Genomic DNA, 24,900 nt, shown 5'->3' with positions numbered 1-24,900 from the left:
TTCAAGCACGTCATCTTCATCCCCTGAATGGGCATCGGGTCATGGGCTATTTGTTGAGAATGAGTTTCCCGCCGCGCGTTATGCGAAGCCTATACAGGGAATCCTCGTGGAGAATGCCAATCTCAACAGATGATCCGAACAATTCCTTGCTATCGACGGTCCGGAATCCAGAAGACGGCGAAGCTGCAGACGCCGGGGCAGGTTGCGACCGAGCGTTGTCTTTTTGGAACTTCTCCAAATCGGTTTTCTTGTTCATTAGAATTGTTTGATTTCTAATTTACGTGAGTTTGTCGTATTAATTTGACTTTCCTTGTCAGGTTTCGCTACAGGCGTCAATCAACGAAAGGGCGCGGGGCTGCGACCTTCGAAAAGGGGCTAGCAAGCCAGGTTCCGGACAGGTCCGACCCAGCCAGCAAAGCCTGTTTCCTCATGGATTCAGGGGCGGGGCATGTACAGGACTTCACTTTACGCAAGCGTGGCGCTGATGGCGCTCGCCATCGCAACATCCGCTCAGGCGCAGAACGCGGACCAGGAGCCGGGTATCCAGCTCGAAACCATCACCGTGGACGGAGCCCGCGGTGACGGCGACGGAATGGCATCCGATGTGCCCACAGAGCGCGAGACGGTTCTGACGACGCGCGTGGAACGGGCGGAAATCGACGATCGTCAGGTCACCGACATCCGCGACATCGACCGGCTGGCGCCGGGCGTGTCCTATGATCGCACGTCGCGCAGCTTCAACGTGCGCGGGCTGGACCGGAGCCGCGTGTTGACCACCATCGACGGCATTCGCGTGCCGTGGATCGAGGATGGCGCGCGCGGCCTGACCGGTGGCGTCAACAGTTTCGAATTCGACAGCCTGTCCTCCGTCGACATCGCCAAGGGATCGGACTCGACGGTGTTCGGCACCGGCGCACTGGGCGGTGCGGTGGCACTGCGCACGCTCGATCCGGAAGACCTCATCAAGCCCGGCCGGAACTGGGGCGCCATCACCCGCAGCGGGTTCGACAGCGCGGACGATAGCTGGCGCGTCGATCAGGCCGCGGCGCTTCGTGTCGGCGAGACCTTCATGCTGGTGCAGGGCGGCTATCGAAACGGCCACGAGCTCGACAACAAGGGCGAGCTGGATGTCTATGGCGCAACGCGCACGGCAGCCAATCCCTCCGACTACGACCAGGAAAACCTGCTCGTGAAGCTCCACCATTACGCTGATGGCGGTCATCGCTTCGGCTTCACGGGCGAGCTGTTCAACCGCGACGAGAACATCGATAACCGGCTCGGGACAACCTTGCCGACCTACCGGCCGGGCTCGGTAACGACCGACGAGGCGATCAAGCGCCAACGCATATCGGCGGATTATCGCTACGACGGTGGCGGCGTGATCGATCAGGCCAGCGCCATCGTGTACTGGCAGCGCCAGCAGCTCGATACGGAGTTCAACGGGTTCCGCGAGGGCGCCAGCCGCCCGTTCGGCGATTACCGCCGGCTGACGGAACGCGAGGAAGAACGGATCGGTACGACCGGCAGCGCGCTGTCCATCGTGGACATCGGCGGCACGGAACATCGCATCGGATTCGGCGGCGAATTGTTCGCCAGCAAGGCGTCCTCGTTTTCGTCGGGCCAGGACAATTGCCTGCCGCCACCCTATCCGCCGTTTGCCGCGTGCAGCTTCCTGCACACGAACCAGGCCGACATGCCCGAGGTTGAAGGGACGACGTTCGGCGCCTTCATCGAGGATGAAATCGGCCTCATGGGTGGGCGGCTGCGCGTAACGCCGGGTGTTCGCTTCGACTGGTACGAGGAGCGGCCGCAGGAAACGGCCGGGCTGGACGAAAACCCGACCTATGACGGCAGCCTGCCGCCGAATTCCAGCGATTCCGCGTTCTCCGGCAAGCTTCGCATCGAATACGATGTCGAGACGGACGTCACGGTCTATGCGCAATGGGCACAGGCTTTCCGGGCGCCGACGGCGAACGAGCTCTATCTGACCTATGGCGGTTCCGGCACCTATCTGCGCGTCGGCAACGAGGATCTGAAGCCCGAAACCAGCAATGGGTTCGACGTGGGCGTGAAGCTCGGCGATTCCGATTTCGGCGGCAGCGTCGGCGCATTCTACAATCGCTACGAGAACTTCATCACCACCGTGGGCATGACCGATGCGGAATATGGCATGCCGGGTGCTTATCCGCAGGGCGTGACGCAGACGGTCAACCTCAACAATGTCGAGATCTACGGCACCGAGATCGCCGCGCATTACCGTCATGAATCCGGCTTCCGGACCTGGGGTAATCTCGGCGTCTATGTCGGCGAGGACCTGGATACGGGGATCGGCCTGAACACGATCCCCGCTGCGAGGGTGCAGGTGGCGGTCGGCTATCAGGCCAGCCATTGGGGCAGCGACCTCATCATGACGGCGGCCGCCTCCCGCGATTTCGAGGGTAATTTCCTGCCACCGACACGGCCGGGCGGACCGGTCACGGCCGTTCCCGTGGCAGGCTCCGATGTCTCGAACCAGACCTCAGCAACGCCCGGCTACGCGCTGCTCGACCTCACCGCCTGGTGGCAGCCGCACTTCGTGGAAGGGCTGACGCTGCGGGCGGGTGTGTTCAACATCCTCGACAAGACCTATTACAAGACGCTCGACATCACGGCTTTGAACAAAGGATATTACTCCGAACCGGGCCGTAACTTTAAGGTCAGCGCCACGTATCAGTTCTGAGACCTGTTACACACATCTTCCAGCCGGGTGGCAGCGATGCCATCCGGTCTTTTCGTGAAAGGACCAAACCCATGTTCATCGCCATGAACCGCTTCAAGGTGGCCAAGGAATCCGGGAAGGATTTCGAGCAGATCTGGCTGGAGCGTGAGAGCCATCTCAACGAACTGCCGGGTTTCGTCGAGTTCCACATGCTGCGGGGGCCGGAGAACGAGGATCACATCCTCTACGCGTCCCACACCGTGTGGCAGAGCAAGGCCGACTTCGAGAACTGGACGCGCTCCGACGCGTTCCGTGCCTCGCATGCCCGCACGAACACCAGCGGCCGTGCGCCGACCTATCTCGGCCATCCGCAGTTCGAGGGCTTCGAAGTGTTCCAGCACATCTCGGCCGAGCAGGTGCCCGCAGAGTAAAGAAACATTTCGATCGGCCGTTTCTGCAGAGATGTAAAACCCCGCAGACCGCACCATTTCTTTCGGGGGCACGGATCGCACGCCCCCGGGAGATGTCCATGAGCGCAGGAACGAACGATTTCGCCTATCGTTTTGAGAGCCCGCGCGCCGCGCGGCTGGCGCGGCTCGACCGGCTGGCGCGCCTCATGGACAGCGCCTTCGCCATTCCCGGAACGCGCATTCGCTTCGGTGCGGATTCGGTTATCGGCCTCGCGCCGGGGGTGGGAGACCTCATCGCACAGGGCGTGGCGGCCTATATCGTCTATGAGGCGTACCAGATGGGCGTGCCCAAGCATAAATTGCTGCGCATGGGCGGCAATGTTCTGGTCGATCTGGTGTTCGGCTCGGTGCCGCTTTTCGGCGACGTATTCGACGTGTTCTGGCGCGCCAACAATCGCAATATGAGGATTGTGCGCGACCACCTCGAAAAGAGCGTGGATTAGCTGTCCGATTTGGGCAGCTTCTCGCACATGCCGTAAAGGCGCTCGCGCCGCTCCATCTCGGCCCAGACATCCGCCGGGCGGATGTCGAGCTCAGCCCAGAGCACGCCGAGATTGTAGATCAGGTCGACACTTTCGAGGATGACGTCGTGGCGATTGCCGGCAACGGCGTCGAGCGACACCTCCACCGCTTCCTCGGCCACTTTCTTGGCCATTTTGGGTATGCCGTCCTGGATCAGCTTGGCCGTGCGCGAACGGCCCGGATCCTTTCCTCGACAAGCCAGAATATCCGCATAGAGGCGGTCGATCGCATTGCTCATTCCGGATCCCGCCAGAGAGTTGTCTCAGGAGGTTAATAGAGCACCGGCGGGGTAAGAAAAAGAGGAGGCCGCCACTATCCCGAGAACAGAGATGTAGAAGCCACGGGTCTCGCCAAATCTCTCGCCGAGTTGCGGCGGATTTGATAATGGTTTGACGGTGCGCGCCATTCGCGATCAGCACCGTCACTCGCTAAGGACCCGATGCCCGTCTTTGAAATCGTGACCATCGTCGCGTTGATCATTCTCAATGGCTTCTTCGCAATGTCTGAATTGGCCGTGGTATCGGCGCGGCAATCCAGGCTTCAGAACCTCGCCAAAGACGGAAACCAGAAAGCAGCGCGCGCCCTCGAACTGGCCGAAGATCCCGGCCGCTTCCTGTCGGCGGTGCAGATCGGCATCACCCTTATCGGCATCCTGACGGGTGCTTTCGGCGGCGCGACCATCGCCGAAAGGCTGGCGGGCTGGCTCGTGCAGTTTCCGATGCTTGCGGCTTACGCGCACCCGCTCTCGGTCGGCATCGTCGTTCTCATCATCACCTACCTCTCGCTGATCCTTGGCGAGCTCGTGCCCAAGCGCATGGCGCTGTCGGCGCCCGAACGGATCGCCATGCAGGTGGCGGGGCCGTTGCTGCTGCTGTCGAAGGTGGCCAAGCCCATCGTTTCGCTGCTGAGCGTATCCGGCAGCGCGGTGCTGGCCCTGCTGGGCATCAAGGAAACCGACAAGGAACAGGTGACGGAAGAAGAAGTGCGCACCGTGATCGCCGAGGGCACGGCGTCCGGCGTCATCGATCCCGTGGAGCGGACCATGCTGGAAGGCGTGCTGCGCCTGGCCGACCGTCCGATCCGGGCCATCATGGTGCCGCGCCCGGACATCGTGTGGATCGACATGGACGATTCGGAGGAGGAGATCCGCAAGGAGCTCGTCAGCGGCACCGCCTCGCGCGTGGTCGTCGCCAAGGGTGGCAATATCGATGAGCCGATCGGCGTGGTGCGCAAGAAGGACCTCCTGGCGCAGATGCTGAAGGGCGAAACACTCGACATTCCGGGCTGCATGGTCCAGCCGCTGTACGTTCCCGAAGGCATTTCCGTCCTGACCATGCTGAACATGTTCAAGACGCAGCCGGCGCACATCGCGCTGGTCGTCGACGAGTTCGGTTCCCTTGAAGGCCTCGTCACGCCAACCGACGTGCTGGAGGCCATTGCGGGCGATCTCGGCACGCGCATGGCCAGCGATGTGCCGGAAATCTTTCCGCGCGGGGACGGCTCGTATCTTGTGGAGGGCGCGGCGTCGATCGACAGCCTTGCCACCACCTTCGGCATCACCCGCGACGAGGATGACGATTTCCATACCGCCGCGGGTCTCGTGCTCGATGTGCTCGGCCGGATTCCCGAAACCGGTGAGCGGCTGAAGATCGGCGCATGGACGGTGGAAGTCGTGGATATGGACGGCCGCCGCATCGACAAACTGCTTTTCACGCCGGCCCTGAACTGAGGCCGGCGCACCCCCGCTTTTTCCGGAATGGCGCATAAAATTCCGCCACATGCCTAGCAAACGGCTAGGTTGTGCTGTGCGAATGGGCTTGTGCGTAAACGTGCGCCGCATAAGCTGGCAGAATGCTGATTGTTCAGGTCCCGCTTCTTTTCCCAATCTCTGTGAAACGCCCGGCGCCCCGGAGCATTTGTTCCTCGCGGAGGGTGCGATGAGCGAGCGGATCTTTGATGAAATGTCCGGCCGGGATGGAGCCTGCCGCGACCCGTATCGCATTCTCAAGGACTGGCTGAAGAATGTGCCGGCTCCGCTGCTGGAAGGCCGGCGGGAAGAGGCCGAACTCCTGTTCCGCCGCGTCGGCATCACCTTCGCGGTCTATGGCCAGGACGAGGGCGAGGAACGGCTCATCCCGTTCGATATCATTCCCCGCATCATCGCCGGCAGCGAATGGAATCTGCTGGCGCGCGGGCTGGAGCAGCGGGTGCGGGCCCTCAACCTGTTCCTCAAGGATATCTACGGCGCGCGCGAGATCCTGCGGGCGGGCGTGGTGCCCGAAGAACTCGTCTTCCAGAACCCGTATTACCGGCCGCAGATGAACGGGCTGCAGGTGCCAGGCGATCTTTACGTCCAGGTCGCCGGCGTGGATGTGGTGCGCACCGACGACCAGGATTTCTACGTTCTGGAAGACAATCTGCGCACCCCTTCCGGCGTGTCCTACATGCTGGAGGGGCGCGAGATCATGATGCGCCTCTTCCCCGACCTGATCACCCAGCAGCGCATTCTGCCTATCGACAATTATCCCAACGAATTGCTGGCAACGCTGAAATCGGTGGCGCCGGAGAGTGCGCCGCCGGATCCCAATGTGGTGCTGCTGACGCCCGGCTCTCTGAACAGCGCCTATTACGAGCATTCCTTCCTGGCGGACCGCCTCGGGATCACACTTGTGGAAGGCCGCGACCTCCTGGTCCGCGACGAGACCGTCTACATGCGCACCACACAGGGGCCGCAGCGCGTCGACGTGATCTACAGCCGAATCGACGACGATTTCCTCGATCCTTTATCGTTCCGGCCGGACTCCGGATTGGGCGCGCCGGGGCTGATCGGCGCCTATCGTGCCGGGAACGTGGCCATCTGCAACGCGCCGGGGACCGGCGTGGCGGATGACAAGGCGATCTATTCCTATGTGCCCGAGATCATCCGCTTCTATCTCGGCGAGGACGCGCTCCTCAAGAACGTCCCGACCTGGAGATGTCGGGAGAAGGAGGGGCTCTCCTATGTGCTCGATCACCTCGATGAGATCGTGGTGAAGGAAGTTCACGGCTCCGGTGGATACGGCATGCTGGTGGGGCCGCACGCCAGTGCCGAGCAGCGCGAGGATTTCCGCCAGCGCATCCTTGCCCATCCCGCCAATTACATCGCCCAGCCGACCCTCTCGCTGTCGACCTGCCCCGTCTTCACCGATGGTGATCTGGCGCCGCGCCACGTGGATCTGAGGCCCTTCGTGCTTTCAGGGCGCGATGGCGTGCGGATCGTGCCGGGCGGCCTCACACGCGTCGCTCTCAAGCAGGGCTCCCTGGTCGTCAATTCCAGCCAGGGCGGCGGCACCAAGGACACATGGGTTCTCAGCGAATGATCTCTTGCCGCAGGACTGAACCGTGCTGAGCCGCGACGCCGACAGCCTTTACTGGCTCGCCCGCTATGTCGAGCGGGCCGAAAACACGGCGCGCATCCTCGATGTCGCCCAGCGTCTGGCCTCCATGCCCGTGTCTTATGGCGCCGGACACAGCAATGAATGGGAATCGGCGCTGCTGACGGCGAGCGCTTTCGATCATTTCAAGGAAATCTATGGTGAGGTGACGCCTGAGCGCGTCATCGAATTCCTGGCCGTTTCGGATGAAAACCCCTCAAGCATAAGACGCTGCCTGGAGACCGCCCGGCACAACGCACGCTCGGTGCGTGGCTCCATGACCTCCGAAATGTGGGAGGCGATCAATGGCGCCTGGCTCGACATGCGCAAGTTCAAGCGCAAGGATTTCCAGCTCGAGACACTGCCGCACTTCCTGAACTGGGTGAAGGAGGCATCCCTTCGTTTCGACGGTTCCGCCATGCGGACCATGCTGCGCGACGATGCGCACTGGTTCTCCCGCTTGGGCGTCTATATCGAGCGCGCCGACAACACCGCGCGCGTGCTGGATGTGAAATATCACGTGCTGCTGCCGCGCGGCGCGAGCGTGGGCGGCGGGATCGATTATTATCAATGGGCGGCCATCCTGCGCTCGGTCTCTGCGCTCGTCAGTTATCAATGGGTCTATCACCAGAACCTGAAGCCCTGGTTGGTGGCGGACTTCCTCATTCTCCGTGCCGAGATGCCGCGTTCACTTGCCGCCTGCTATTCGGCCATCACCCGGCATCTCGACGATATCTCGATGGCCTATGGCCGGGCGGGGCCCTCACAGAGGCTGGCGCGCAAGATCCACGCGCGGCTCGAGCAGGGGCAGATCGAGGAGATCTTTCAAAGCGGCCTGCATGAATTCCTGCAGGACTTTCTCGTCGACAACCAGCGAATCGGCCAGACCATCGCCGACCAATACCTCAACTGACCCATGCGCATCCGCATCACTCACGACACGACCTATCGCTACGCGCCGGCGGCACGCTCGGCGATCCAGGTCCTGCGTCTCACCCCCCGCGACCATGAAGGACAGTTCGTGGCGGACTGGGATGTCCGCACCGAGGGAGACGCGAGCCTGGCGCGGCGCGAGGATTGCTACGGCAACATCACGCATGTGCTGTCGGTCGGAGGTCCGCTGGAGGAGATATGTCTGCGCGCCACCGGGGTGGTGGACACCGAGGACCAGGCCGGGATCGTGCGGGGGGCGGCGGAGCGGTTTCCGCCGGGCCTGTTCCTGCGCCAGACCAGGCTGACGGAAACGACATCGTCCATTCGCGACTTCGCTGAAACGGCCGTTTCCGGCGAAGTGGAGAACCTGGCGCGTCTTCATGCCCTGACCGCCGCGCTATACGACCATCTGCGTTTCGATGTGCATGCGACGGACGTGCTGACGACCGCCGATGAAGCCTTCACGGCCGGCCATGGTGTCTGCCAGGACTTTGCGCATGTGTTCCTGGCGGGGGCGCGCAGCCTGCAGATCCCTGCGCGCTATGTGTCGGGCTATCTCTACAAGCCGGGCGAGGAGGAGCAGGAAGCCTCCCATGCCTGGGTGGAGGCCTATGTTCCGGAACTGGGCTGGGTGTCGTTCGACCCAACCAACGGCATCAGCGCCACGGAATCTTACGTGCGGATGGCGGTGGGCCTCGATTACCTCGATTGCGCGCCGATCAAAGGCTCCTACCAAGGCCTGTCGACGGAAAGCATGAGCGTGACGCTGAAAATCGAAAGCGCGCGCCGCCGCCGCTCCTGATAGACAAGGCACGACAATCCGCGGTGAGGGAGGACGCCATGACCTATTGCGTCGGGATTCTGGTCGACGACGGTGTGGTGATGATCGCCGATACCCGCACCAATGCCGGCATCGACAACATCGCCACCTTTCGAAAGCTGCACGTTTTCGAGGTGCCGGGAGAGCGGGCCATCGGCCTGGCGACCAGCGGCAACCTTTCGGTCAGCCAGTCGGTGTTGTCGTTGCTGCACGAGGGCCTGGCTAACCCGGAGACGGGGCAGGTGGAGACGCTGCTCAACGTGACGTCCATGTTCGGGGCGGCGCATCTGATCGGGCGCGCGATCCGGAAGGTGTACGCGCTGGATGGTGAAGCGCTGGAGGAGCACGGGCTTCATTTCGACATGAAGGTCCTGCTCGGCGGGCAGATCGGGCATGGCCCGATGCGGCTGTTCCACATCTATTCCGAGGGGAACGCCATCGAAGCCACAGTGGACACGCCGTTCATGCAGATCGGGGAGCCCAAATACGGCAAGCCGATCCTGGACCGCGCGATCTCTCACGACGTCGATATACGTGACGCGCTGAAGATCGGGCTGATCTCGATGGATTCGACGCTGCAATCCAATCTGAGCGTGGGCCTGCCGGTAGATATCGTGGTGATGCGCCGCGATCAATTGCGTGCCGCCGTGTCATGCCGGATCACCGATCATGACGATTATTTCCGGGATCTGCGCGAACGCTGGTCGAGCGCGTTGCGCGCGGCGCACCAATCGATCCCCTATCCGCCTTATTCCGAGAACCTCTGACTCGGACGGCCACTGGCGCGTATCGGTGTTATCCGGCCGTTATGTGCTGCTTGCCGGTGAAGACCTCGAATTCGGAGCCACGGGCGATGGCTATGAGGGTTATGCCCGCAGCGTCCGCCGTTCGGAGGGCGAGGCTGGTGGGGGCCGAGACGGCGACGATGGCCGATGCTCCGAGGACGGCCGTCTTCTGCACCATTTCCACCGACACCCGGCTTGTCAGCACGACGATGCCGTGAGCCGCCTCGCGCTTTTCCCGGATCATGCAGCCCACGAGCTTATCAAGAGCGTTGTGCCGGCCCACATCCTCGCGGACCGCCAACAGCCCTTGCTCGGGAGACCAGAAGCCGGCCGCGTGCATGGCGCGCGTCTGCTGGTTCAGGATCTGAGCGGGCGAGAGGCTTTGCGCCGCCTCCACGATCTGAGTCGTGGTAAAGGACGTCTGATGCGGCACTCGACGGGTCGGCTTCACCGCCTCCTCGAGGCTTTCGATGCCGCACAATCCGCACCCGGTGGGCCCGGCAAGGAGGCGCCGACGCCGTGAATATGTGTCCGCGAGCTCGGGCGCCAGCCACATACGGAGCTCGATGCCCTGGTCTTCTTCCACGACTTCGAGGGAGGCGATGTCGTCAATCCCCGAGATCAGGCCTTCGGTGATGCCGAAGCCCACGGCGAAGTCTTCGAGATCGCCCGGCGTGGCCATCATCACGGCCTGCGTGGATCCGCCATAAGTGATTGCGATGGGGACTTCGGAAGGAATAGCGCGCTCGATGGTCGAGAGCGCTTCATTACGCCAGGCAAGGGATTCGACGTGTTCGGCCGGGTCAGGCATGGCCCGCCGGCTTCTCCGCGTCGAGCCGTTCCGCAACTTCGATCAGGGCTTCGGCCAGATTGCGCAGCTGATCCCGCTCCAATGCGAGCTGGAGCGCCGGGACCTTGTCACCCTCCTTGACGGGAGCTGCAATCTCCAGACGAAGGCCGCCCCGTTCATTGGCGAACAGAGCGGTGGTGAAGGCTGCCAGAGGCCACACCTTCAACCGTCCCTGATCGTCTTTTTCCCAGTCCTGAAACGCGTCGCTCATGATCGTGGCGTCAGCCTGCGTCGCTCGTCATCTCACCGAATTCGCGCTGGGTGGGCGCGAGCCGGTCGTCCGTCAGACGCTGGAACGCCTGAAGGACGATGGGCGAAAGGCCCTCGCCTCCGTGCTCGATGTGCGCCGCGAGATCGCGACGCATGACGGGCGACCAGAATTTGTGCAGATGCAGATGGACGCCCGCCACCCCTTCTTCTTCCGGATAGGGAGCGAAGAAGGCGGCGATCTGGTTCGCCATGCGAACCAGAGTCTTGGTGTTGTCGCCGGCCATTTCTTACTCCGCCGCGTCCAGAATACGGGTCAGGGAGATGTCCTCTTCCATGAACTTCTCCTGCCAGTACGACGGACCGTTCGTCTTGCGGATCTGCACTGCCGTGACCTTGTATTCCGGGCAGTTCGTGGCCCAGTCCGAGAACTCGGTCGTGATCACGTTGGCGCCCGTCACCGGATGGTGGAAGGTCGTGTAGACGACGCCGGGCTGCATGCGCTCGGAGATCTTGGCACGGAGAGAAACCTCACCCACGCGGCTCTGGATGGCAACGAGATCGCCATCCCGCAGGCCACGATTTTCGGCATCGAACGGATGGATTTCCAGCACATCCTCGGGATGCCAGGCGGTGTTGTCCGTACGGCGGGTCTGCGCGCCCACATTGTAGTGCGCAAGGATGCGGCCCGTGGTCAGAACCAGCGGGAAGCGCGCCGTGGTGCGCTCGTCCGTAGGCACGAACTCGGTGAGCATGAACCGGCCCTTGCCGCGAACGAAGCGGGAGACGTGCATCAGCGGAGTGCCGAGCGGCGCTTCGTCGTTGCACGGCCATTGCAGCGAACCGACCTTTTCCAGCTTCTCATAGGAGACGCCGGCGAACGTCGGCGTCAGCGCCGCGATCTCGTCCATGATCTCGCCGGGGTGAGAATAGTCCATCTCATAGCCAAGAGCCTTGGCGAGCATCACCGTGACTTCCCAATCGGCATAACCGGCGAGAGGCGGCATGACCTTACGGACGCGGTTGATGCGGCGTTCGGCGTTGGTGAAGGTGCCGTCCTTCTCGAGGAAGGATGCGCCCGGCAGGAAGACGTGCGCGTATTTGGCCGTCTCGTTGATGAACAGATCCTGGATGACCACGCATTCCATGGCTTCCAGACCGGCTGCAACGTGCTGGGCATCCGGGTCGGACTGAACGATGTCCTCGCCCTGGATGTAGATGCCCTTGAAGCGGCCGCCAATGGCCTCGTCGAGCATGTTCGGGATGCGCAGGCCCGGCTCCGCGGAGAGCGGACGGCCCCAGAGGCCCTCGAACATCTCGCGCGTGGCGTCGTCTTCGACGTGGCGATACCCCGGCAATTCGTGCGGGAACGAGCCCATGTCGCACGAACCCTGCACGTTGTTCTGACCGCGCAGCGGATTGATGCCCACGCCTTCGCGGCCGATGTTGCCGGTGGACATGGCGAGGTTGGCCATGCCCATGACCATCGTCGAACCCTGGCTGTGCTCGGTGACGCCGAGGCCGTAATAGATCGACGCATTGCCGCCGGTGGCGTAGAGGCGGGCGGCAGCGCGAACCTGCTCGGCCGGCACGCCTGTGATGCTTGCGACGTTCTCGGGCGAATGGCGCTCATCGGCGATGAACCGCGCCCAGCTCTCGAATTCCGCCAGATCGCAGCGCTCGCGAACATATTGCTCGTTCACGAGGCCTTCCGTCACCACGACGTGAGCCATGGCGTTGATGAACGCCACGTTGGAGCCGGGCTTCAGCTGCAGGTGATAATCGGCCATCACATGGGGCGATTTCACGAGGTCGATGGCGCGCGGGTCCGCCACGATGAGGCGCGCGCCCTCGCGAATACGGGCCTTCATGCGCGAACCGAACACCGGATGGGCGTCGGTCGGGTTGGCGCCGATGACCAGAATGACGTCGGAATGCGCGACGGAGGCGAATTCCTGCGTGCCGGCTGAGGTGCCGAGCGTGACGTTCAGGCCATAGCCCGTCGGCGAATGGCAGACGCGTGCGCAGGTATCGACGTTGTTGTTGCCGAAGGCTGCACGGATCAGCTTCTGAACGAGATAGGTTTCCTCGTTCGTGCAGCGCGACGAGGTAATGCCGCCGACCGAATCGCGGCCGTATTTGTTCTGGATACGGTGGAATTCGGAGGCCGCGTGGTTCAACGCTTCCTCCCAGGAAACCTCACGCCACGGGTCCGTGATCTTGGCGCGGATCATCGGCTTCAGCTTGCGATCCTTATGGGTGGAATAGCCGTAAGCGAACCGGCCCTTCACGCAGGAATGGCCCTCATTCGCCTTGCCATCCTTCCACGGCACCATGCGCACCAGAGTGGAGCCGCGCATCTCGGCCTTGAAGGAGCAGCCCACGCCGCAATAGGCGCAGGTCGTGACCACCGAGTGCTCGGGCGTGCCGATCTCGATGACCGACTTCTCGTTGAGAGTGGCCGTCGGACAGGCCTGCACGCAGGCGCCGCAGGAGACGCATTCCGAGGTCAGGAACGGCTCGGACATGCCCGGCGACACGCGGCTCGCAAAACCGCGGCCGGAAATCGTCAGGGCGAAAGTGCCCTGGACTTCCTCGCAAGCGCGAACGCAGCGGTTACAGACGATGCACTTCGACGGCTCGTAAGTGAAATAGGGGTTCGACTCGTCCTTCGGCATGACGAGCTCGGATGTGGGCGCGAAATGGTTCTTGCCCTCCATGCCGTAGCGAACTTCACGCAGACCGACGGCGCCGGCCATGTCCTGCAGCTCGCAATCGCCGTTGGCGGAGCAGGTCAGACAGTCGAGCGGGTGATCGGAGATGTACAGCTCCATCACGCCCTTGCGGAGGCGTGCGAGCCGATCCGTCTGGGTGGACACCTTGATGCCAGGCGCAACCGGCGTGGTGCACGAGGCCGGAGTGCCGTTGCGGCCTTCGATCTCGACAAGGCAGAGTCGGCAGGAGCCGAACGCCTCGAGCATGTCGGTGGCGCAAAGCTTCGGGATCTCGGTCCCCATCTCCATCGCGGCGCGCATGATGGAGGTGCCTTCCGGCACGCTCACCTCAACGCCGTCGATGAACAGCGTGACCATGTTTTCCGAACGGGACTTCTTGGTGCCGTAGTCGATTTCTTCAACGAGAGACATGAGACGGCCTCCTCTTATTCAGCGGCCTGGAGCTGAGGCTCCGGCGCGAAATCCTCAGGGAAATGACGCATTGCGCTCACCACGGGATATGGGGTGAATCCGCCGAGCGCACAGAGCGAGCCGAGTTTCATCGTCTCGCAGAGGTCTTCGATAACAGCGAGATTCTTTTCCCGCTCCTGGCCAAGACGGATCTTGTCCAGAGTTTCGACGCCCCGTGTCGATCCGATGCGGCAGGGCGTGCACTTGCCGCAGCTTTCCACGGAACAGAATTCCATGGCGAACCGGGCCATTTTCAGCATGTCGACGTTTTCGTCGAACACCACGATGCCGCCATGACCGATGAGCGCGTCCTTCGCGGCGAAGGCTTCGTAATCGAACGGCGTGTCAAACTGATGGACCGGAAGATAGGCCCCCAGGGGGCCGCCCACCTGCGCCGTGCGCACGGGAAGGCCGGAATAGGTGCCGCCACCGAAATCGTTGATCAGTTCGCCCAGCGAAATGCCGAAGGCCACCTCGACGAGCCCGCCGTATTTGATGTTGCCGGCGAGCTGGATCGGCATCGTTCCACGGGAACGGCCCATGCCGAAGTCCTTGTAGAACCTGGCGCCTTCCGCAAGGATCACCGGGACGGAGGCCAGGGACATCACGTTGTTGATGACGGTGGGCTTGCCGAACAGGCCGACAAAGGCCGGCAGCGGAGGCTTTGCACGAACGAGGCCGCGCTTGCCCTCGATGCTTTCGAGCAGAGAGGTCTCCTCGCCGCAGACATAGGCGCCGGCGCCCATGCGGACTTCCATGTCGAAATGGTAGGGCGAACCGCCGATGTTCGTGCCCAGCAGGCCGGCCTGGCGGGCGATCACGATCGCGTCGTTCAGGGCCCGGATGGCGTGGGGGTATTCGGAGCGGGTGTAGACGTAGCCCTTGGTGGCGCCGACCGCGATGCCGGCGATCGTCATGCCCTCGATGAGGACGAAGGGGTCGCCTTCCATGATCATGCGGTCGGAGAAGGTGCCGCTATCGCCTTCGTCCGCGTTGCAGACGATGAACTTGCGGTCGGCCTGGGCGCCCGCGACGGTGCGCCATTTGATGCCGGTGGGGAAGCCCGCGCCGCCGCGACCGCGCAGGCCGGATTCGAACACCTCTTCCACGATGGCCGCCGGGCCGAGCGTGAGGGCGCGCTCGAAGCCCTTATAGCCGCCGAGCGCCTTGTAGGCGTCGAGCGAGCGGGGATCGATTATGCCGCAACGGGCGAAGGTGAGGCGCTGCTGGCGCGTCAGATAGGAATGCTGGTCGACGACGCCGATGCAGAGCGAATGACCGGCCTTGCCTTCGTGGAAGCCGGCGTCGAACAGGGCCGGCACGTCGCCCGGGGTGACCGGGCCGAAGCCGATGCGGCCCTGCGCGGTCTCAACCTCAACGAGCGGCTCAAGCCACAGCATGCCGCGCGAGCCGTTGCGGATGATCTCGACCGGAAGGTTGCGGTTGGCCGCTTCCTGGCGGATGGCGGTGAGGACTTCCTCGGCGCCGCAGGCGAGCGCGGCGACATCGATGGGGACGTAGATGCGGATGGTCACGACTGGGCCTCCGTCAGGATGGCGTCGAGCTTGTGCTCGTCGAGCCGGCCGATCATGCGGTCATCCAGCATGGCGGAGGGGGCTGTTGCGCACAGGCCGAGGCAATAGATGGGCTCCAGCGTGACGCGGCGGTCGGCCGTGGTCTCGCCCAGCTTGACGCCCAGGCGGGATTCGGCCCTCTCGGCCAAACGGTCCGCGCCCGCGGCCTGGCAGGCCTCGGCGCGGCAGATCTTGACCACGTGGCGGCCCGGCAGCTCGCGGCGGAACTCGTGATAGAAAGTCACGGTACCGTAGACTTCGGCGCGCGACAGGTTGAACGCGTCCGCGATCATCGGGATCACGGCCTCGGGAATGAACCCGAATGCGTGCTGGATCTCATGGAGCACAGGCATCGTCGCACCTTCGACGTCCTTGAACTCCTCGATGATGTCCGCGGCCCGTTCGCGGTTCCACGGCTCGAAATGGGACATGATCTACCTGTGTTGCATCTCTGGAACGTCTCCAGAAATGGGGCTTATTCGCTCAAAGATCAACGCGGGATTCTCGTTGAGCGATTTGAAATCGCTATCGTTCTAAACTGGATGCGACGTTTTTCATCGGAACTGCCGATCAATGTGCCGGTTGTGTGCCGGTAAGTGCCGATGATGCGCACATGTGCCGATGACGACGAGGTGACCCGAATGTATCTCCTTGCCTTTGCCACCGATTACGACGGCACGCTGGCTGAACATGGTGTGGTCGACGACAGCACGATCGCGGCGCTGGAGCGGTTGAAGGCAAGCGGACGGCGGCTTCTGATGGTGACGGGCCGAGAGCTTCCGGACCTGAAACGGGTGTTCGAGCGCCTCGATGTCTTCGATGTGATCGTCGCGGAGAACGGATCGCTTCTTTATTTTCCGGAGACCAAGGAGGAGCGGCTCGTCGCGGCCTGCCCGCCACCGGCGCTCGTCGACGCGCTGCGCGGGCGCGGCGTCGAGCCCTTGTCTGTGGGGCAGGGCATCATCGCGACCTGGGAGCCCAACGAGACGGCCGTGCTGGAATGCATCCGCGACCTCGGGCTCGACTGGCAGATCATCTTTAACAAGGGCGCGGTGATGGTGCTGCCGCCCGGAATCAACAAAGCGAGCGGGCTTCTGGCCGCGCTCGACACGCTCGACCTGTCTCCGCTCAACGTGCTGGCGATCGGCGATGCCGAAAACGACCATGCCTTCATGCTGGCGAGCGGGTGCGGCGTGGCGGTGGCCAACGCACTGGATTCGGTGAAGGAGACCTCGGACGCCGTGATGAAGGGCGAGCGGGGCGCCGGCGTGGTGGAGGCGATCGATCTCCTCATCGAGGATGAAAACCATTTCATGGACCGGGCCGAGCCGCGCCGCCGCATCACGCTCGATCCCGATGCGACCGCGATCCTGCGGCCCAACCATGGCGGCGTGCTGATCGCGGGCTCGTCGGGCATCGGCAAATCGACCCTTGCGACCGCAATCGTCGAAAAGCTGTCGGCGCAGGGGTTCCAGACCTGCGTGCTCGATCCGGAGGGCGATTACGACCATCTGGAAGGTGCGGTGGTGTTGGGCGACGCGCGGCATCCGCCGGTGGCGAGCGAGGTCATCGACGTGCTGCGCAAGCCGACCGAGAAGGCGCTGGCGGTGAACATGCTCGGCCTGCGGCTGGAGGACCGCCCGAATTTCTTCATCAGCCTGCTGCTGCAGATCTGCGAGTTGCGGGCGCAAACGGCGCGGCCGCACTGGATGATCATCGACGAGGCGCACCACATGCTGCCCTCGGAATCCGAGATGCCGACGGCCTCGTTCCCGCAGAACCTCTCGGCGGCGATCTATGTGACCGTGCATCCGGACATGATGAGCGCGAAGGTGCTGTCGGGCGTCAACACCATCATCGGCGTCGGCCCCAAGGCGGGCGACGTGATCGCCAGCTTCTGCCAGATCGTGAACATTCCGGTTCCGCCGCTGCCCGAGGGCGGCGACCGCGAACAGGTGCTCTATTGGGACCGCACGAACGACGACCCGCCGCGCCGCATCGAGGTGGACAAGCCGAAGCAGGCGCACCAGCGCCACACCCGCAAATATGCCGAGGGCGAGCTTGGCGAGGAGAGCAGCTTCTTCTTCCGCGGACCTGACGGGAAACTGAACCTGCGCGTTCACAATCTGATGATCTTCCTGCAGATCGCAGACGGCGTGGACGACGCGACCTGGCTGCACCACCTCAAGCAGGGCGATTATGCAAACTGGTTCCGGGACGGCATCAAGGACGACGATTTGGCGGAAGAGGCCGAAGGGGTGCATGGCGACGACGCGCAGGAGACGCGCCGCCAGATCCGCGAGATCGTGGAGCGGCGCTACACCGCCCCGGCACAGGCGAAGGACGGCCGCTAGCGGTAGGCGCCGGAACCCGGCCCCGCCGCAAGCCGTTTGCGGACAGCGGCGCGGGGTCGGTCCGGCCGAAGGCCCTGGGATCACGTCCTTATGCGAGCAGCCGTCGTTCTGAACGCCAAGGCCGGCGCGGATGTCGGCCGTGCGTCCAGCCCGGATGAAATCATCGCCGCCCTGCGGGAGCGGGGCGTGGATGCCGCTCTGGTCGGTACGGCGGACGAGCCAATCGGCGAGCGCATCTGCCGCGCGATCGACGACAGGCCCGATATGGTGATCGTGGGCGGGGGCGACGGGTCGATCGGTTGCGCCGCCCAGAAGTTGATGGGCACGGATATTCCGCTCGGCATCCTGCCTCTGGGCACGATGAACCTGCTGGCGAAGGATCTCGGCCTGCCGCTCGATATTGCCGGCGCGATCGACGTGATCGCGCGTGGCGAGAGCCGGCACATCGATGTCGGGACGCTGAACGGGCAGGTGTTTCTCTGCAAATCCATGATCGGCCTGCCCGCCAACATCGCCCAATTGCGCGAGCGCGGGCGCGGCAGCATGAACGTGCTGAGCTGGCTGCGGCTGGTGCGGGCATTCGCGGTGGGGCTGACGCGCTATCCGCCGCTGTCGCTGGGCCTGAGGATCGACGGCCGCATGCGGCGCGTGCGGGCGCGGGCCATCGCCGTGTCGTGCAACGCCTACGATGCCGGGTTCGGCCGGGTGCTGAAACGCTCGCAGCTCGATGCCGGGGAACTCGTGCTCTACATCCCGCACGGCCTGACCTTCTGGAAATTGCTGAGGCTGGGGGCGGGGCTCGCGACCGGGACCTGGCAGAACCAGGAGGGGCTGGAGAGCCATAAGCTGCGCAGCATGGTCGTCATGAGCCCGCGACCTTTGCTGCGCATCATGCTGGACGGCGAGGTGAGCCTGATGACGCCGCCGCTGCGCTTTCGCATCCGCCCCCGCGCCTTGCGGGTGATGGCCCCGCCGCCCGAAACCGCCGAACCCACGGAGACGACATGACCCGCCTGGTGCACATTTCGGACCTGCATTTCGGCCGCACCGACCCCGAAGTGGTCGACGCCCTGCGCGCGGAGATCCGGGCCGACCCGCCGGACATGGTGGTGTGCTCGGGCGACCTGACGCAGGTGGCGGCGGTGCAGGAATTCAAGGACGCCAAGGACTTTCTCGACAGCCTGGGCGTGCCCGTCTTCGCCATTCCCGGCAACCACGACATCCCGCCGACCAATCTGTGGGAACGCTTCACCGACCCCTACAAGAGGTGGCGGACCTATTATTCCGAGGTGAAGGAGCCGGTCTGGTGCAATGACGAGGTGGCGCTGCTGGGCGTCAACACGGCGCGGCGTTTCGGCTGGCACTGGAACTGGGCGCATGGCCGCGTGACGAAGAACCAGCTGGAGGCGCTGGAAAACCGTCTCGCCGCGCTGCCGAAGGACGTGGTGCGCATCGTCGTGGCCCATCATCCCTTCCTGCCGCCGGACAAGGCGCCCGACACCAAGCTTGTCGGCCGGGTGGACAAGGCGCTTGCCCTGTTTGCGCGCCACGATGTAAAGCTTATCCTGGCCGGGCATCTGCACCGCGCCTATGCCCGCGTGGCGACCGCCGGCGGCGCAGGCTCGGTGGTGGTGGTGCAGGCCGGGACCGCGACTTCGACCCGGCTGCGCGACGAGGCCAACGCCTACAACCGCTTCACGGTCTCGGCGGGACGGGTGTCGATGGACACCCGCGTCTGGAACGAGCACGGCTGGGAGACGGGCTACACGTCTGCGAACCTGCTGGCCCCGCAGCCCGACGAGGTGAAAGAAGTGGTCCCCACCGAAACGGCGGGAACCACGGCCAAGGTGGAGATCACTGGATCGGCGGGCTGATCTCGTCCGGGTTCGGATTGGGCAGCTCATCCGGCAATTGCTCGGGCGGCGGCTCCTCGACCGGTGCCGGGGGTGTGGGCTCGGGCATTGGCGGCGGGATCGGCTGTGGTTCGGGCGTGGGGGTCGTGCCGGGTTCGTTTCCGGGAATGGACATGGCGGCCTCCTCTGCGTGTCCCAGAGGGAACGGGGCGCGAGCGGGCGCGGTTCCGCGCGATCAATCGGCGAAGGTGTCGCTGCGGGCCCGGTCGAGTTCGTCGGCGTAGCGGCGCACCGCATGGCTTTCGTTGAGAAGGCCGATGGGCGTGAGGCCGGTATCGACCACGGTGAGGGTTTCCGCCTCGGTGCGGTCGAACACGGCGATGGCTTCCTTCACCATCATCGCCGGCGTGAGGACGTCGGAGGCGTGGCGCAGGAGCTCGGACACGCGGGTCTTGCCGGAGCGGTCCGACGAGAACGCATCGGGCAGATAGAGCATGCCGGCATATTTGCCGCTGCCATCGATGGCGATGAGGTGCTGCGTGGTGCCGAGCGGAAAACTGGCGCGGACCTCGTCGAGGGGCGCGTCGTGCCGCACCATGGGGACGTCGCGCCGCATCAGCCGTTCGACGGTGAGGGAGCGCAGCCAGCCGACATCGTGGGCGCTGCGGATGGTCTCGCCGCGCAGATGCAGCCGCCAGGTGGAGAAGGAATAGCCGAACAGTTCGCGCACCGTCAGGCCGGAGATGATGGCGGAGGTGAGCACCGCGCCGGTGATGACGAAATCGCCCGTCATTTCGAGGACGAGGAACGTCATCGTCAGCGGGCCGCCGACGATGGCGACGCCGAGCGCCGCCATGCCGATGAGGGCGGCCGTCATGGGATCGACGGCGATGGCAGGCAGCGTCCAGATGAGGATGCCGGCCGCGAGCTTGCCGAACACGCCGCCGAGGAACAGGGAGGCGAAGAACAGGCCGCCGCGAAAACCCGCGCCGAGCGAAATGGCGGAAGCAAACGCCTTCATGACGAAGAGGAGCGCCAGCGCGCCGATCTCGAGGTTGGGCACCAGTTCGTAATGCAGCGCCTCGTGGCCGCTCGACAGGATCTGCGGCGTGACGAGGGCGAGGCCGCCGAGAGCGAGGCCGCCCAGCATCGGGCGAAGAGGCGCGGGGATGCGGGTGGCGTCGAACAGGGCCTCGACCGCCGTGACGCCGCGCATGATGGCGATGCCGCACAGGCCGCAGACGAGGCCGAGTGCGGCGAACAGGGCGTATTCGCCGAGATGGGTCGGCGCTTCGAGCATCAGATGGAGCGGGGCGATGCCGTAGCCCAGCGTGCGCACCGTGAGGGAGGCGGCCAGAGCGGCGGCCATGACCGGGGCGGCGCCGGCGATGGAATAGGTGCCGATGATGAGCTCGAAGGCGTAGAAGGCGCCGGTGAGGGGCGCGTCAAAGGCCGCGGCGATGCCGGCTGCCGCGCCCGCTCCGACCAGAATGCGCATGTCGCTGCGGCGCAGGCGGAACTGCCGGCCGAGCCGCGAGCCCAGCGCGGAATTGACCTGGGTGTAGGCGGCTTCAAGCCCGACCGAGGAGCCGCAGCCATTGGAGATAATGGTCTGCACGGCGACGATGAAGCTGTCGGTGAGCGACATGCGGCCGCCGTGCAGCGCATTGGCCTCGATGGGATCGACGGCCCGTTTCGGCCGTGCGCGGCGGGAAACGATGATGACAAGGCCCAGCACGATGCCGCCGAACGCCGGGACAAGCGCCATGTAGGGACTGGCGAGGCGGGCGGTGCCGCTCAGCCGATCTCCGGCGGGGAGCTGGTAGAGCCATGTCTGGATGGCGTAGGCGGTCTGGCTGATGAGCGTGACCACGGCCCCGCCCGCGACGCCGATGAGCACGGCCAGCACGACGAGCGCCAGTTCGCGGCGGCGGACCAGCGCGCGCAGGCCGGCCCACAGATGAGCCCGGCGTGAGAACATCGGAAAGAGGCGGTGGGCGCGCATGGGTGTGGCAATACACAGGGGCGTGGCGGGACACCACGACAAAGGGCGGGGCTCCGGTGAGCTCCGCATTGAAGATGACAATGGACATGCTACTTTAGCGTGAAGGCGTCGGATGTGGGCGCCGGTGGAGACGGGCCATGACCGTGCTGAACCGCTTTCTGCTCTTGCATGCCCTCGGCGGATTTTCCGTGGCAGTGGTGTTTGTCGGCGCGATGTTGTGGTTCGACGTGGCCGGCCTCGGCACCCTGATCGGGCATTCCTCGTCCGGACTTCTGGCGGCCGCCATCCTGACCTTCGCCACGGGGCTGACCTTCGGCAGCGTGCAGATGGGATTCGCCGTGATGACGCTCGGCACCGGTTCGGACACGCCGCCGCGCGGCCGGCGCATGCCGGCCGGCCTTGCGCGTCCGATCCCGGTTCGCATTCCCGCACGACGGTGACGGCGCCCGTGGGCGATTACGCCACGAGCCCCGAGCCCGGAACGATCCGGCTGGAACGCCGCTTCGCCGCGTCGTGCGAAACCGTGTGGAGCCATCTGGCCGAACCCGAGGCGCGCAGTCTTTGGCTGGCGGGCAGCACGCTCGATCTGCGGCCCGGCGGGGCGGTTGACCTGAAGTTTCACCTCGACACGCCGATGATCGGCGACGAGCCGGGCCTCAATCGCGACGACGACGAGCATCGCCATGGTCGTGTGACGCGGCTGAAACCGCCCCATCTCCTCGCCTTCACATGGGGCGAGGATGGCGAGGTGTTGTTCGACGTGACGGAAATGGGCGAGGATAGCTGCCGGATCGTGCTGACCCACAGGCGCCTCGGCGGGATGGGCGAGATGATCCGCGCGGCGGCCGGCTGGTATGCCCATTTCAACCGGCTGGGCGACGTGCTGGACGAGCGGATGCCGCGGCCGTTCTGGGCGGATTTCGCGACGGCGCTTCTGGAGCATGAGGACCGGATCGGCGAGCCGCCGCTTTCGGTGCGTCTCGTTCGGCATTTCGCCTGCGCGCCCGAACGGATCTTCGACGCCTGGCTCGATCCGTCACACGCCGCGCTGTGGATGTTCGGCGATGGCGCCGGGCAGATGGTGAGGACCGAACTCGACCCGCGCCCGAGCGGCGTTTTCGTGTTCACGGAACGCCGGCGGGGAGAGGACATCGAGCACCGCGGACGATTTCTCGAGATCGACCGGCCGAACCGGCTCGTGTTCGAGTTCGGCATTCCGCGCGTGTCGCCGGAGCGCGATCGCGTCAGCATCGACATCAGCCCGCGCGGCGAGGGCTGCGATCTCGTGCTCGTGCATCAGATGAAGCCGGTCTGGGCGAAATTCCTCGACCAGGCCGAAGCTGGATGGGTGCGAATATTGGCCAAGCTCGTCGACCGGCTGCACCAGCGCGATTAAGTCTTAGCTTATTCCGGCTCGGCGGCGGCGATGCGCTTGCCGCGCACGCGACCCTTCTGCGCGCCCATGATCCGCGAACCGATGGCGACGGCCCCGAGGCTGAGCACGACCACCACGAGGCTGATGCCCAGCAGGTGCCCTTCGCTGATATCCTCCGCCGAGCCGAGGCTGCGAGCGGCGAGATAGCCGGGGGCGAACATGGCCGGCACCCACAGAACGGCCGAGCTGATATTGGCGATCTGGAAACGGCGCTGGTCCATCTCCATCACGCCGGCGACGAGCGGAATGGTGGCGCGGATGGGGCCGAGAAAACGGCCGAGAAAGATGGAGACGAAGCCGTAGCGGCGGAAGAACAGCCGGGCGCGGGCCACCATGGAGCGGTGACGGTTGAGCGGCCAGCGGCGGTAGACGGAGGGGCCGATGTTGCGCCCCACGCTGTAGGACACCCAATCGCCCAGCACCGCGCCGAGGACGGCGCAGGCCATGACCGGTGCGGGGTCGAGCACGCCCGTGCCGATGAGCCCCCCGACCGCGATCATCAGGGCCGTGGCCGGGATGAGGAGGCCGACGAAGGCGAGCGATTCACCGAACGCCAGGAGGCCGACAATGGGCCCGGCCCAGACGCCGTGTTCCGTGATGAACGCGGTTGCGCGTGCGATGAGCTCTTCCACCCGGGAATTCCCTTCACGGTGCGGCCGAAGGGCCGCACCATCGATGCCGGTCCATAAAGACCGCGACGCCTTGCCCGGCGTCGCGACCAGTCTAGACCGGATTTCGTTCCCGCAGGGTTTAAAACCACATCATGGCTGAAGAACGATGCGCCCCTCGACCTTGCCGGCGCGCAGGCGATCGAACACCTCGTTGACGGCGGTGAGCGGCTCGACCGACACGTTGGTCGTCACCTTGCCCTCGGCCGCGAAGGCCAGAGCCTCGGCGAGGTCCTTGCGGGTGCCGACGATGGAGCCGCGCACGGTGATGCGCTTCAACACGACGTCGAAGATCGGAGTGGGAAAATCGCCCGGCGGGAGGCCGACCAGCGCGACCGTGCCGCGCCGGCGGACGCAGGCGATGGCCTGACCGAAGGCGGCCGGCGAGACCGCCGTGACCAGAACGCCGTGGGCGCCGCCGCCGGTGGCCGCGAGCACGGCAGCGGGCGCATCCTCGGTGGCGCAATTGACGACGAGGTCGGCGCCGAGCTTGCGGGCGAGATCGAGCTTGTCCTGCGATACGTCGAGCGCCGCGACATGCAGGCCCATGGCCTTGGCGTATTGCACCGCGACATGGCCCAGCCCGCCGATGCCGGAAATGACGACCCATTCGCCCGGCCGGGCCTCGGTTTCCTTGAGGCCCTTATAGGTGGTGACGCCGGCGCACAGGATGGGCGCGAGCGTGGGGAAATCCGGATTGGGCGGCAGGAAGCCGACATAGGGGGCGCTGGCAATGGCGTATTCGGCATAGGTGCCGTTGACGCTGTAGCCGCTGTTGTTCTGCTTCTCGCAGAGGGTTTCCCACCCCGTCTGGCAATATTCGCAATGGCCGCAGGCATCGTGCAGCCACGGAATGCCGACCGCGTCGCCTTCCCGGAGGCCGGTGACGCCGGCGCCCAGTTTCACCACATGGCCGACGCCCTCGTGGCCGGGGATGAGGGGCATGATGGGCTTGACCGGCCAGTCGCCGTCGATGGCGTGGAGATCGGTGTGGCAGACGCCCGTGGCCTCGATCTTGACGAGAACCTCACCGGGGCCGGGCTCGGGGATCGGAAGCTCCTCGATCGTGAGAGGACGGCCGAACTCACGGGCAATCGCTGCCTTCATCAACGCCATCTGACTGTCTCC

25 protein-coding genes are annotated in these 24,900 nt (G+C 64.7%); 13 read left to right on the top strand and 12 right to left on the bottom strand.

Translation table 11 applies throughout. The features are described from left to right. Positions 1-46: 46 nt before the first annotated feature. Complete coding sequence (gene hemP / locus ACQ6S1_RS09310) at positions 47-256, bottom strand: hemin uptake protein HemP (RefSeq protein WP_445040899.1); 210 nt, start codon at positions 254-256, stop codon at positions 47-49. A 192-nt stretch (positions 257-448) separates the two neighbouring features. On the opposite strand from hemP, the gene ACQ6S1_RS09305 reads away from it, so the two are divergent. From ACQ6S1_RS09305 to ACQ6S1_RS09295, 3 genes are all read left to right on the top strand, one after another. After that, on the top strand, positions 449-2,719 hold the full coding sequence (locus ACQ6S1_RS09305) for a TonB-dependent hemoglobin/transferrin/lactoferrin family receptor (protein WP_445040898.1): 2,271 nt from the start codon (positions 449-451) through the stop codon (positions 2,717-2,719). Between the two features lie 71 nt (positions 2,720-2,790). Continuing rightward, a complete protein-coding gene (gene hmuQ, locus ACQ6S1_RS09300; protein WP_445040897.1) occupies positions 2,791-3,129 on the top strand; it encodes a heme-degrading protein HmuQ in 339 nt (112 codons plus the stop codon). A gap of 98 nt (positions 3,130-3,227) precedes the next feature. Then, complete coding sequence (locus ACQ6S1_RS09295; protein WP_445040896.1) at positions 3,228-3,611, top strand: DUF4112 domain-containing protein; 384 nt, start codon at positions 3,228-3,230, stop codon at positions 3,609-3,611. Here the strand turns inward: ACQ6S1_RS09295 and hisE are convergent. Beyond that, positions 3,608-3,928 (bottom strand): phosphoribosyl-ATP diphosphatase, encoded by a 321-nt coding sequence (hisE, locus tag ACQ6S1_RS09290; protein ID WP_445040895.1) that lies wholly within the window; start codon positions 3,926-3,928, stop codon positions 3,608-3,610. The genes ACQ6S1_RS09295 and hisE overlap by 4 nt on opposite strands. 201 nt (positions 3,929-4,129) lie before the next feature. Between hisE and ACQ6S1_RS09285 the strand changes: the two genes are divergently transcribed. The 5 genes from ACQ6S1_RS09285 (at position 4,130) to ACQ6S1_RS09265 (ending at position 9,623) form a co-directional block, all read left to right on the top strand. After that, the gene (locus ACQ6S1_RS09285; RefSeq protein WP_445040894.1) at positions 4,130-5,419 is read left to right on the top strand and encodes a hemolysin family protein; all 1,290 of its coding nucleotides are present in this window, start codon (positions 4,130-4,132) and stop codon (positions 5,417-5,419) included. 208 nt (positions 5,420-5,627) lie between these two features. Beyond that, complete coding sequence (locus ACQ6S1_RS09280; protein WP_445040893.1) at positions 5,628-7,049, top strand: circularly permuted type 2 ATP-grasp protein; 1,422 nt, start codon at positions 5,628-5,630, stop codon at positions 7,047-7,049. Positions 7,050-7,071: 22 nt separating this feature from the next. Further along, complete coding sequence (locus ACQ6S1_RS09275) at positions 7,072-8,016, top strand: alpha-E domain-containing protein (protein WP_445040892.1); 945 nt, start codon at positions 7,072-7,074, stop codon at positions 8,014-8,016. Positions 8,017-8,019: 3 nt separating this feature from the next. After that, a complete protein-coding gene (locus ACQ6S1_RS09270; RefSeq protein WP_445040891.1) occupies positions 8,020-8,838 on the top strand; it encodes a transglutaminase family protein in 819 nt (272 codons plus the stop codon). 38 nt (positions 8,839-8,876) lie between these two features. After that, positions 8,877-9,623 carry a proteasome-type protease gene (locus tag ACQ6S1_RS09265; protein WP_445040890.1) on the top strand — a complete coding sequence of 249 codons (747 nt, stop codon included), beginning with the start codon at positions 8,877-8,879 and terminating at the stop codon, positions 9,621-9,623. A gap of 28 nt (positions 9,624-9,651) precedes the next feature. Here ACQ6S1_RS09265 and fdhD read toward each other — a convergent pair whose 3' ends face one another. The 6 genes from fdhD to ACQ6S1_RS09235 are packed head-to-tail and all read right to left on the bottom strand — an operon-like array spanning position 9,652 to position 15,888. Further along, the gene (gene fdhD, locus ACQ6S1_RS09260) at positions 9,652-10,452 is read right to left on the bottom strand and encodes a formate dehydrogenase accessory sulfurtransferase FdhD (protein ID WP_445040889.1); all 801 of its coding nucleotides are present in this window, start codon (positions 10,450-10,452) and stop codon (positions 9,652-9,654) included. Continuing rightward, entirely contained in the window at positions 10,445-10,702 is a 258-nt protein-coding gene (locus ACQ6S1_RS09255; protein ID WP_445040888.1) for a hypothetical protein, read from the bottom strand. The genes fdhD and ACQ6S1_RS09255 overlap by 8 nt, the downstream gene beginning before the upstream one ends. Positions 10,703-10,712: 10 nt before the next feature. Further along, positions 10,713-10,985, bottom strand: coding sequence for a formate dehydrogenase subunit delta (locus tag ACQ6S1_RS09250; RefSeq protein ID WP_445040887.1), 273 nt, complete (start codon positions 10,983-10,985; stop codon positions 10,713-10,715). Between the two features lie 3 nt (positions 10,986-10,988). Beyond that, complete coding sequence (gene fdhF / locus ACQ6S1_RS09245; protein WP_445040886.1) at positions 10,989-13,844, bottom strand: formate dehydrogenase subunit alpha; 2,856 nt, start codon at positions 13,842-13,844, stop codon at positions 10,989-10,991. Positions 13,845-13,858: 14 nt separating this feature from the next. Then, entirely contained in the window at positions 13,859-15,418 is a 1,560-nt protein-coding gene (locus tag ACQ6S1_RS09240) for a formate dehydrogenase beta subunit (protein WP_445040885.1), read from the bottom strand. Beyond that, on the bottom strand, positions 15,415-15,888 hold the full coding sequence (locus ACQ6S1_RS09235) for a formate dehydrogenase subunit gamma (RefSeq protein ID WP_445040884.1): 474 nt from the start codon (positions 15,886-15,888) through the stop codon (positions 15,415-15,417). Before ACQ6S1_RS09235 ends, ACQ6S1_RS09240 begins: the two co-directional genes overlap by 4 nt. Positions 15,889-16,098: 210 nt before the next feature. Between ACQ6S1_RS09235 and ACQ6S1_RS09230 the strand changes: the two genes are divergently transcribed. The 3 genes from ACQ6S1_RS09230 (at position 16,099) to ACQ6S1_RS09220 (ending at position 19,685) form a co-directional block, all read left to right on the top strand. Further along, positions 16,099-17,811, top strand: a complete 1,713-nt coding sequence (locus ACQ6S1_RS09230) for an HAD family hydrolase (protein WP_445041256.1) — start codon at positions 16,099-16,101, stop codon at positions 17,809-17,811. 90 nt (positions 17,812-17,901) lie between these two features. After that, a complete protein-coding gene (locus ACQ6S1_RS09225; protein WP_445040883.1) occupies positions 17,902-18,819 on the top strand; it encodes a diacylglycerol/lipid kinase family protein in 918 nt (305 codons plus the stop codon). Then, entirely contained in the window at positions 18,816-19,685 is an 870-nt protein-coding gene (locus ACQ6S1_RS09220; RefSeq protein ID WP_445040882.1) for a metallophosphoesterase family protein, read from the top strand. The genes ACQ6S1_RS09225 and ACQ6S1_RS09220 overlap by 4 nt, the downstream gene beginning before the upstream one ends. Here the strand turns inward: ACQ6S1_RS09220 and ACQ6S1_RS09215 are convergent. Both ACQ6S1_RS09215 and ACQ6S1_RS09210 read right to left on the bottom strand, forming a co-directional pair. Next, complete coding sequence (locus tag ACQ6S1_RS09215; RefSeq protein ID WP_445040881.1) at positions 19,666-19,839, bottom strand: hypothetical protein; 174 nt, start codon at positions 19,837-19,839, stop codon at positions 19,666-19,668. The two genes, ACQ6S1_RS09220 and ACQ6S1_RS09215, sit on opposite strands and share 20 nt — an antisense overlap. Before the next feature lie 60 nt (positions 19,840-19,899). Further along, positions 19,900-21,669: a chloride channel protein gene (locus ACQ6S1_RS09210; RefSeq protein WP_445040880.1), complete on the bottom strand. Its 1,770-nt coding sequence runs from the start codon at positions 21,667-21,669 to the stop codon at positions 19,900-19,902. A gap of 137 nt (positions 21,670-21,806) precedes the next feature. On the opposite strand from ACQ6S1_RS09210, the gene ACQ6S1_RS09205 reads away from it, so the two are divergent. Both ACQ6S1_RS09205 and ACQ6S1_RS09200 read left to right on the top strand, forming a co-directional pair. After that, the gene (locus tag ACQ6S1_RS09205) at positions 21,807-22,109 is read left to right on the top strand and encodes a hypothetical protein (protein ID WP_445040879.1); all 303 of its coding nucleotides are present in this window, start codon (positions 21,807-21,809) and stop codon (positions 22,107-22,109) included. Continuing rightward, positions 22,106-23,065, top strand: a complete 960-nt coding sequence (locus ACQ6S1_RS09200) for an SRPBCC domain-containing protein (protein WP_445040878.1) — start codon at positions 22,106-22,108, stop codon at positions 23,063-23,065. The genes ACQ6S1_RS09205 and ACQ6S1_RS09200 overlap by 4 nt, the downstream gene beginning before the upstream one ends. An 8-nt stretch (positions 23,066-23,073) precedes the next feature. Here ACQ6S1_RS09200 and ACQ6S1_RS09195 read toward each other — a convergent pair whose 3' ends face one another. Together ACQ6S1_RS09195 and adhP are read right to left on the bottom strand one after the other, a co-directional pair. Next, a complete protein-coding gene (locus ACQ6S1_RS09195) occupies positions 23,074-23,736 on the bottom strand; it encodes a DedA family protein (protein WP_445040877.1) in 663 nt (220 codons plus the stop codon). A 129-nt stretch (positions 23,737-23,865) separates the two neighbouring features. Beyond that, the gene (adhP, locus tag ACQ6S1_RS09190) at positions 23,866-24,888 is read right to left on the bottom strand and encodes an alcohol dehydrogenase AdhP (protein WP_445040876.1); all 1,023 of its coding nucleotides are present in this window, start codon (positions 24,886-24,888) and stop codon (positions 23,866-23,868) included. Positions 24,889-24,900: the final 12 nt, after the last annotated feature.

The organism is Terrihabitans aquatilis, assembly GCF_052542005.1.
This window is presented reverse-complemented; position numbering and strand designations above follow the sequence as displayed.

Coding starts and splice junctions, on each gene's coding strand:
- ACQ6S1_RS09295 (WP_445040896.1), top strand. CDS start 3,228: ATGAGCGCAGGAACGAACGATTTCGCCTATCGTTTTGAGAGCCCGCGC.
- ACQ6S1_RS09255 (WP_445040888.1), bottom strand. CDS start 10,702: ATGAGCGACGCGTTTCAGGACTGGGAAAAAGACGATCAGGGACGGTTG.
- ACQ6S1_RS09270 (WP_445040891.1), top strand. CDS start 8,020: ATGCGCATCCGCATCACTCACGACACGACCTATCGCTACGCGCCGGCG.
- fdhD (WP_445040889.1), bottom strand. CDS start 10,452: ATGCCTGACCCGGCCGAACACGTCGAATCCCTTGCCTGGCGTAATGAA.
- ACQ6S1_RS09305 (WP_445040898.1), top strand. CDS start 449: ATGTACAGGACTTCACTTTACGCAAGCGTGGCGCTGATGGCGCTCGCC.
- ACQ6S1_RS09210 (WP_445040880.1), bottom strand. CDS start 21,669: ATGCGCGCCCACCGCCTCTTTCCGATGTTCTCACGCCGGGCTCATCTG.
- hmuQ (WP_445040897.1), top strand. CDS start 2,791: ATGTTCATCGCCATGAACCGCTTCAAGGTGGCCAAGGAATCCGGGAAG.
- hisE (WP_445040895.1), bottom strand. CDS start 3,928: ATGAGCAATGCGATCGACCGCCTCTATGCGGATATTCTGGCTTGTCGA.
- ACQ6S1_RS09205 (WP_445040879.1), top strand. CDS start 21,807: ATGACCGTGCTGAACCGCTTTCTGCTCTTGCATGCCCTCGGCGGATTT.
- ACQ6S1_RS09265 (WP_445040890.1), top strand. CDS start 8,877: ATGACCTATTGCGTCGGGATTCTGGTCGACGACGGTGTGGTGATGATC.
- ACQ6S1_RS09220 (WP_445040882.1), top strand. CDS start 18,816: ATGACCCGCCTGGTGCACATTTCGGACCTGCATTTCGGCCGCACCGAC.
- ACQ6S1_RS09230 (WP_445041256.1), top strand. CDS start 16,099: ATGTATCTCCTTGCCTTTGCCACCGATTACGACGGCACGCTGGCTGAA.
- ACQ6S1_RS09215 (WP_445040881.1), bottom strand. CDS start 19,839: ATGTCCATTCCCGGAAACGAACCCGGCACGACCCCCACGCCCGAACCA.
- ACQ6S1_RS09280 (WP_445040893.1), top strand. CDS start 5,628: ATGAGCGAGCGGATCTTTGATGAAATGTCCGGCCGGGATGGAGCCTGC.
- ACQ6S1_RS09225 (WP_445040883.1), top strand. CDS start 17,902: ATGCGAGCAGCCGTCGTTCTGAACGCCAAGGCCGGCGCGGATGTCGGC.
- adhP (WP_445040876.1), bottom strand. CDS start 24,888: ATGGCGTTGATGAAGGCAGCGATTGCCCGTGAGTTCGGCCGTCCTCTC.
- fdhF (WP_445040886.1), bottom strand. CDS start 13,844: ATGTCTCTCGTTGAAGAAATCGACTACGGCACCAAGAAGTCCCGTTCG.
- hemP (WP_445040899.1), bottom strand. CDS start 256: ATGAACAAGAAAACCGATTTGGAGAAGTTCCAAAAAGACAACGCTCGG.
- ACQ6S1_RS09250 (WP_445040887.1), bottom strand. CDS start 10,985: ATGGCCGGCGACAACACCAAGACTCTGGTTCGCATGGCGAACCAGATC.
- ACQ6S1_RS09235 (WP_445040884.1), bottom strand. CDS start 15,888: ATGTCCCATTTCGAGCCGTGGAACCGCGAACGGGCCGCGGACATCATC.
- ACQ6S1_RS09285 (WP_445040894.1), top strand. CDS start 4,130: ATGCCCGTCTTTGAAATCGTGACCATCGTCGCGTTGATCATTCTCAAT.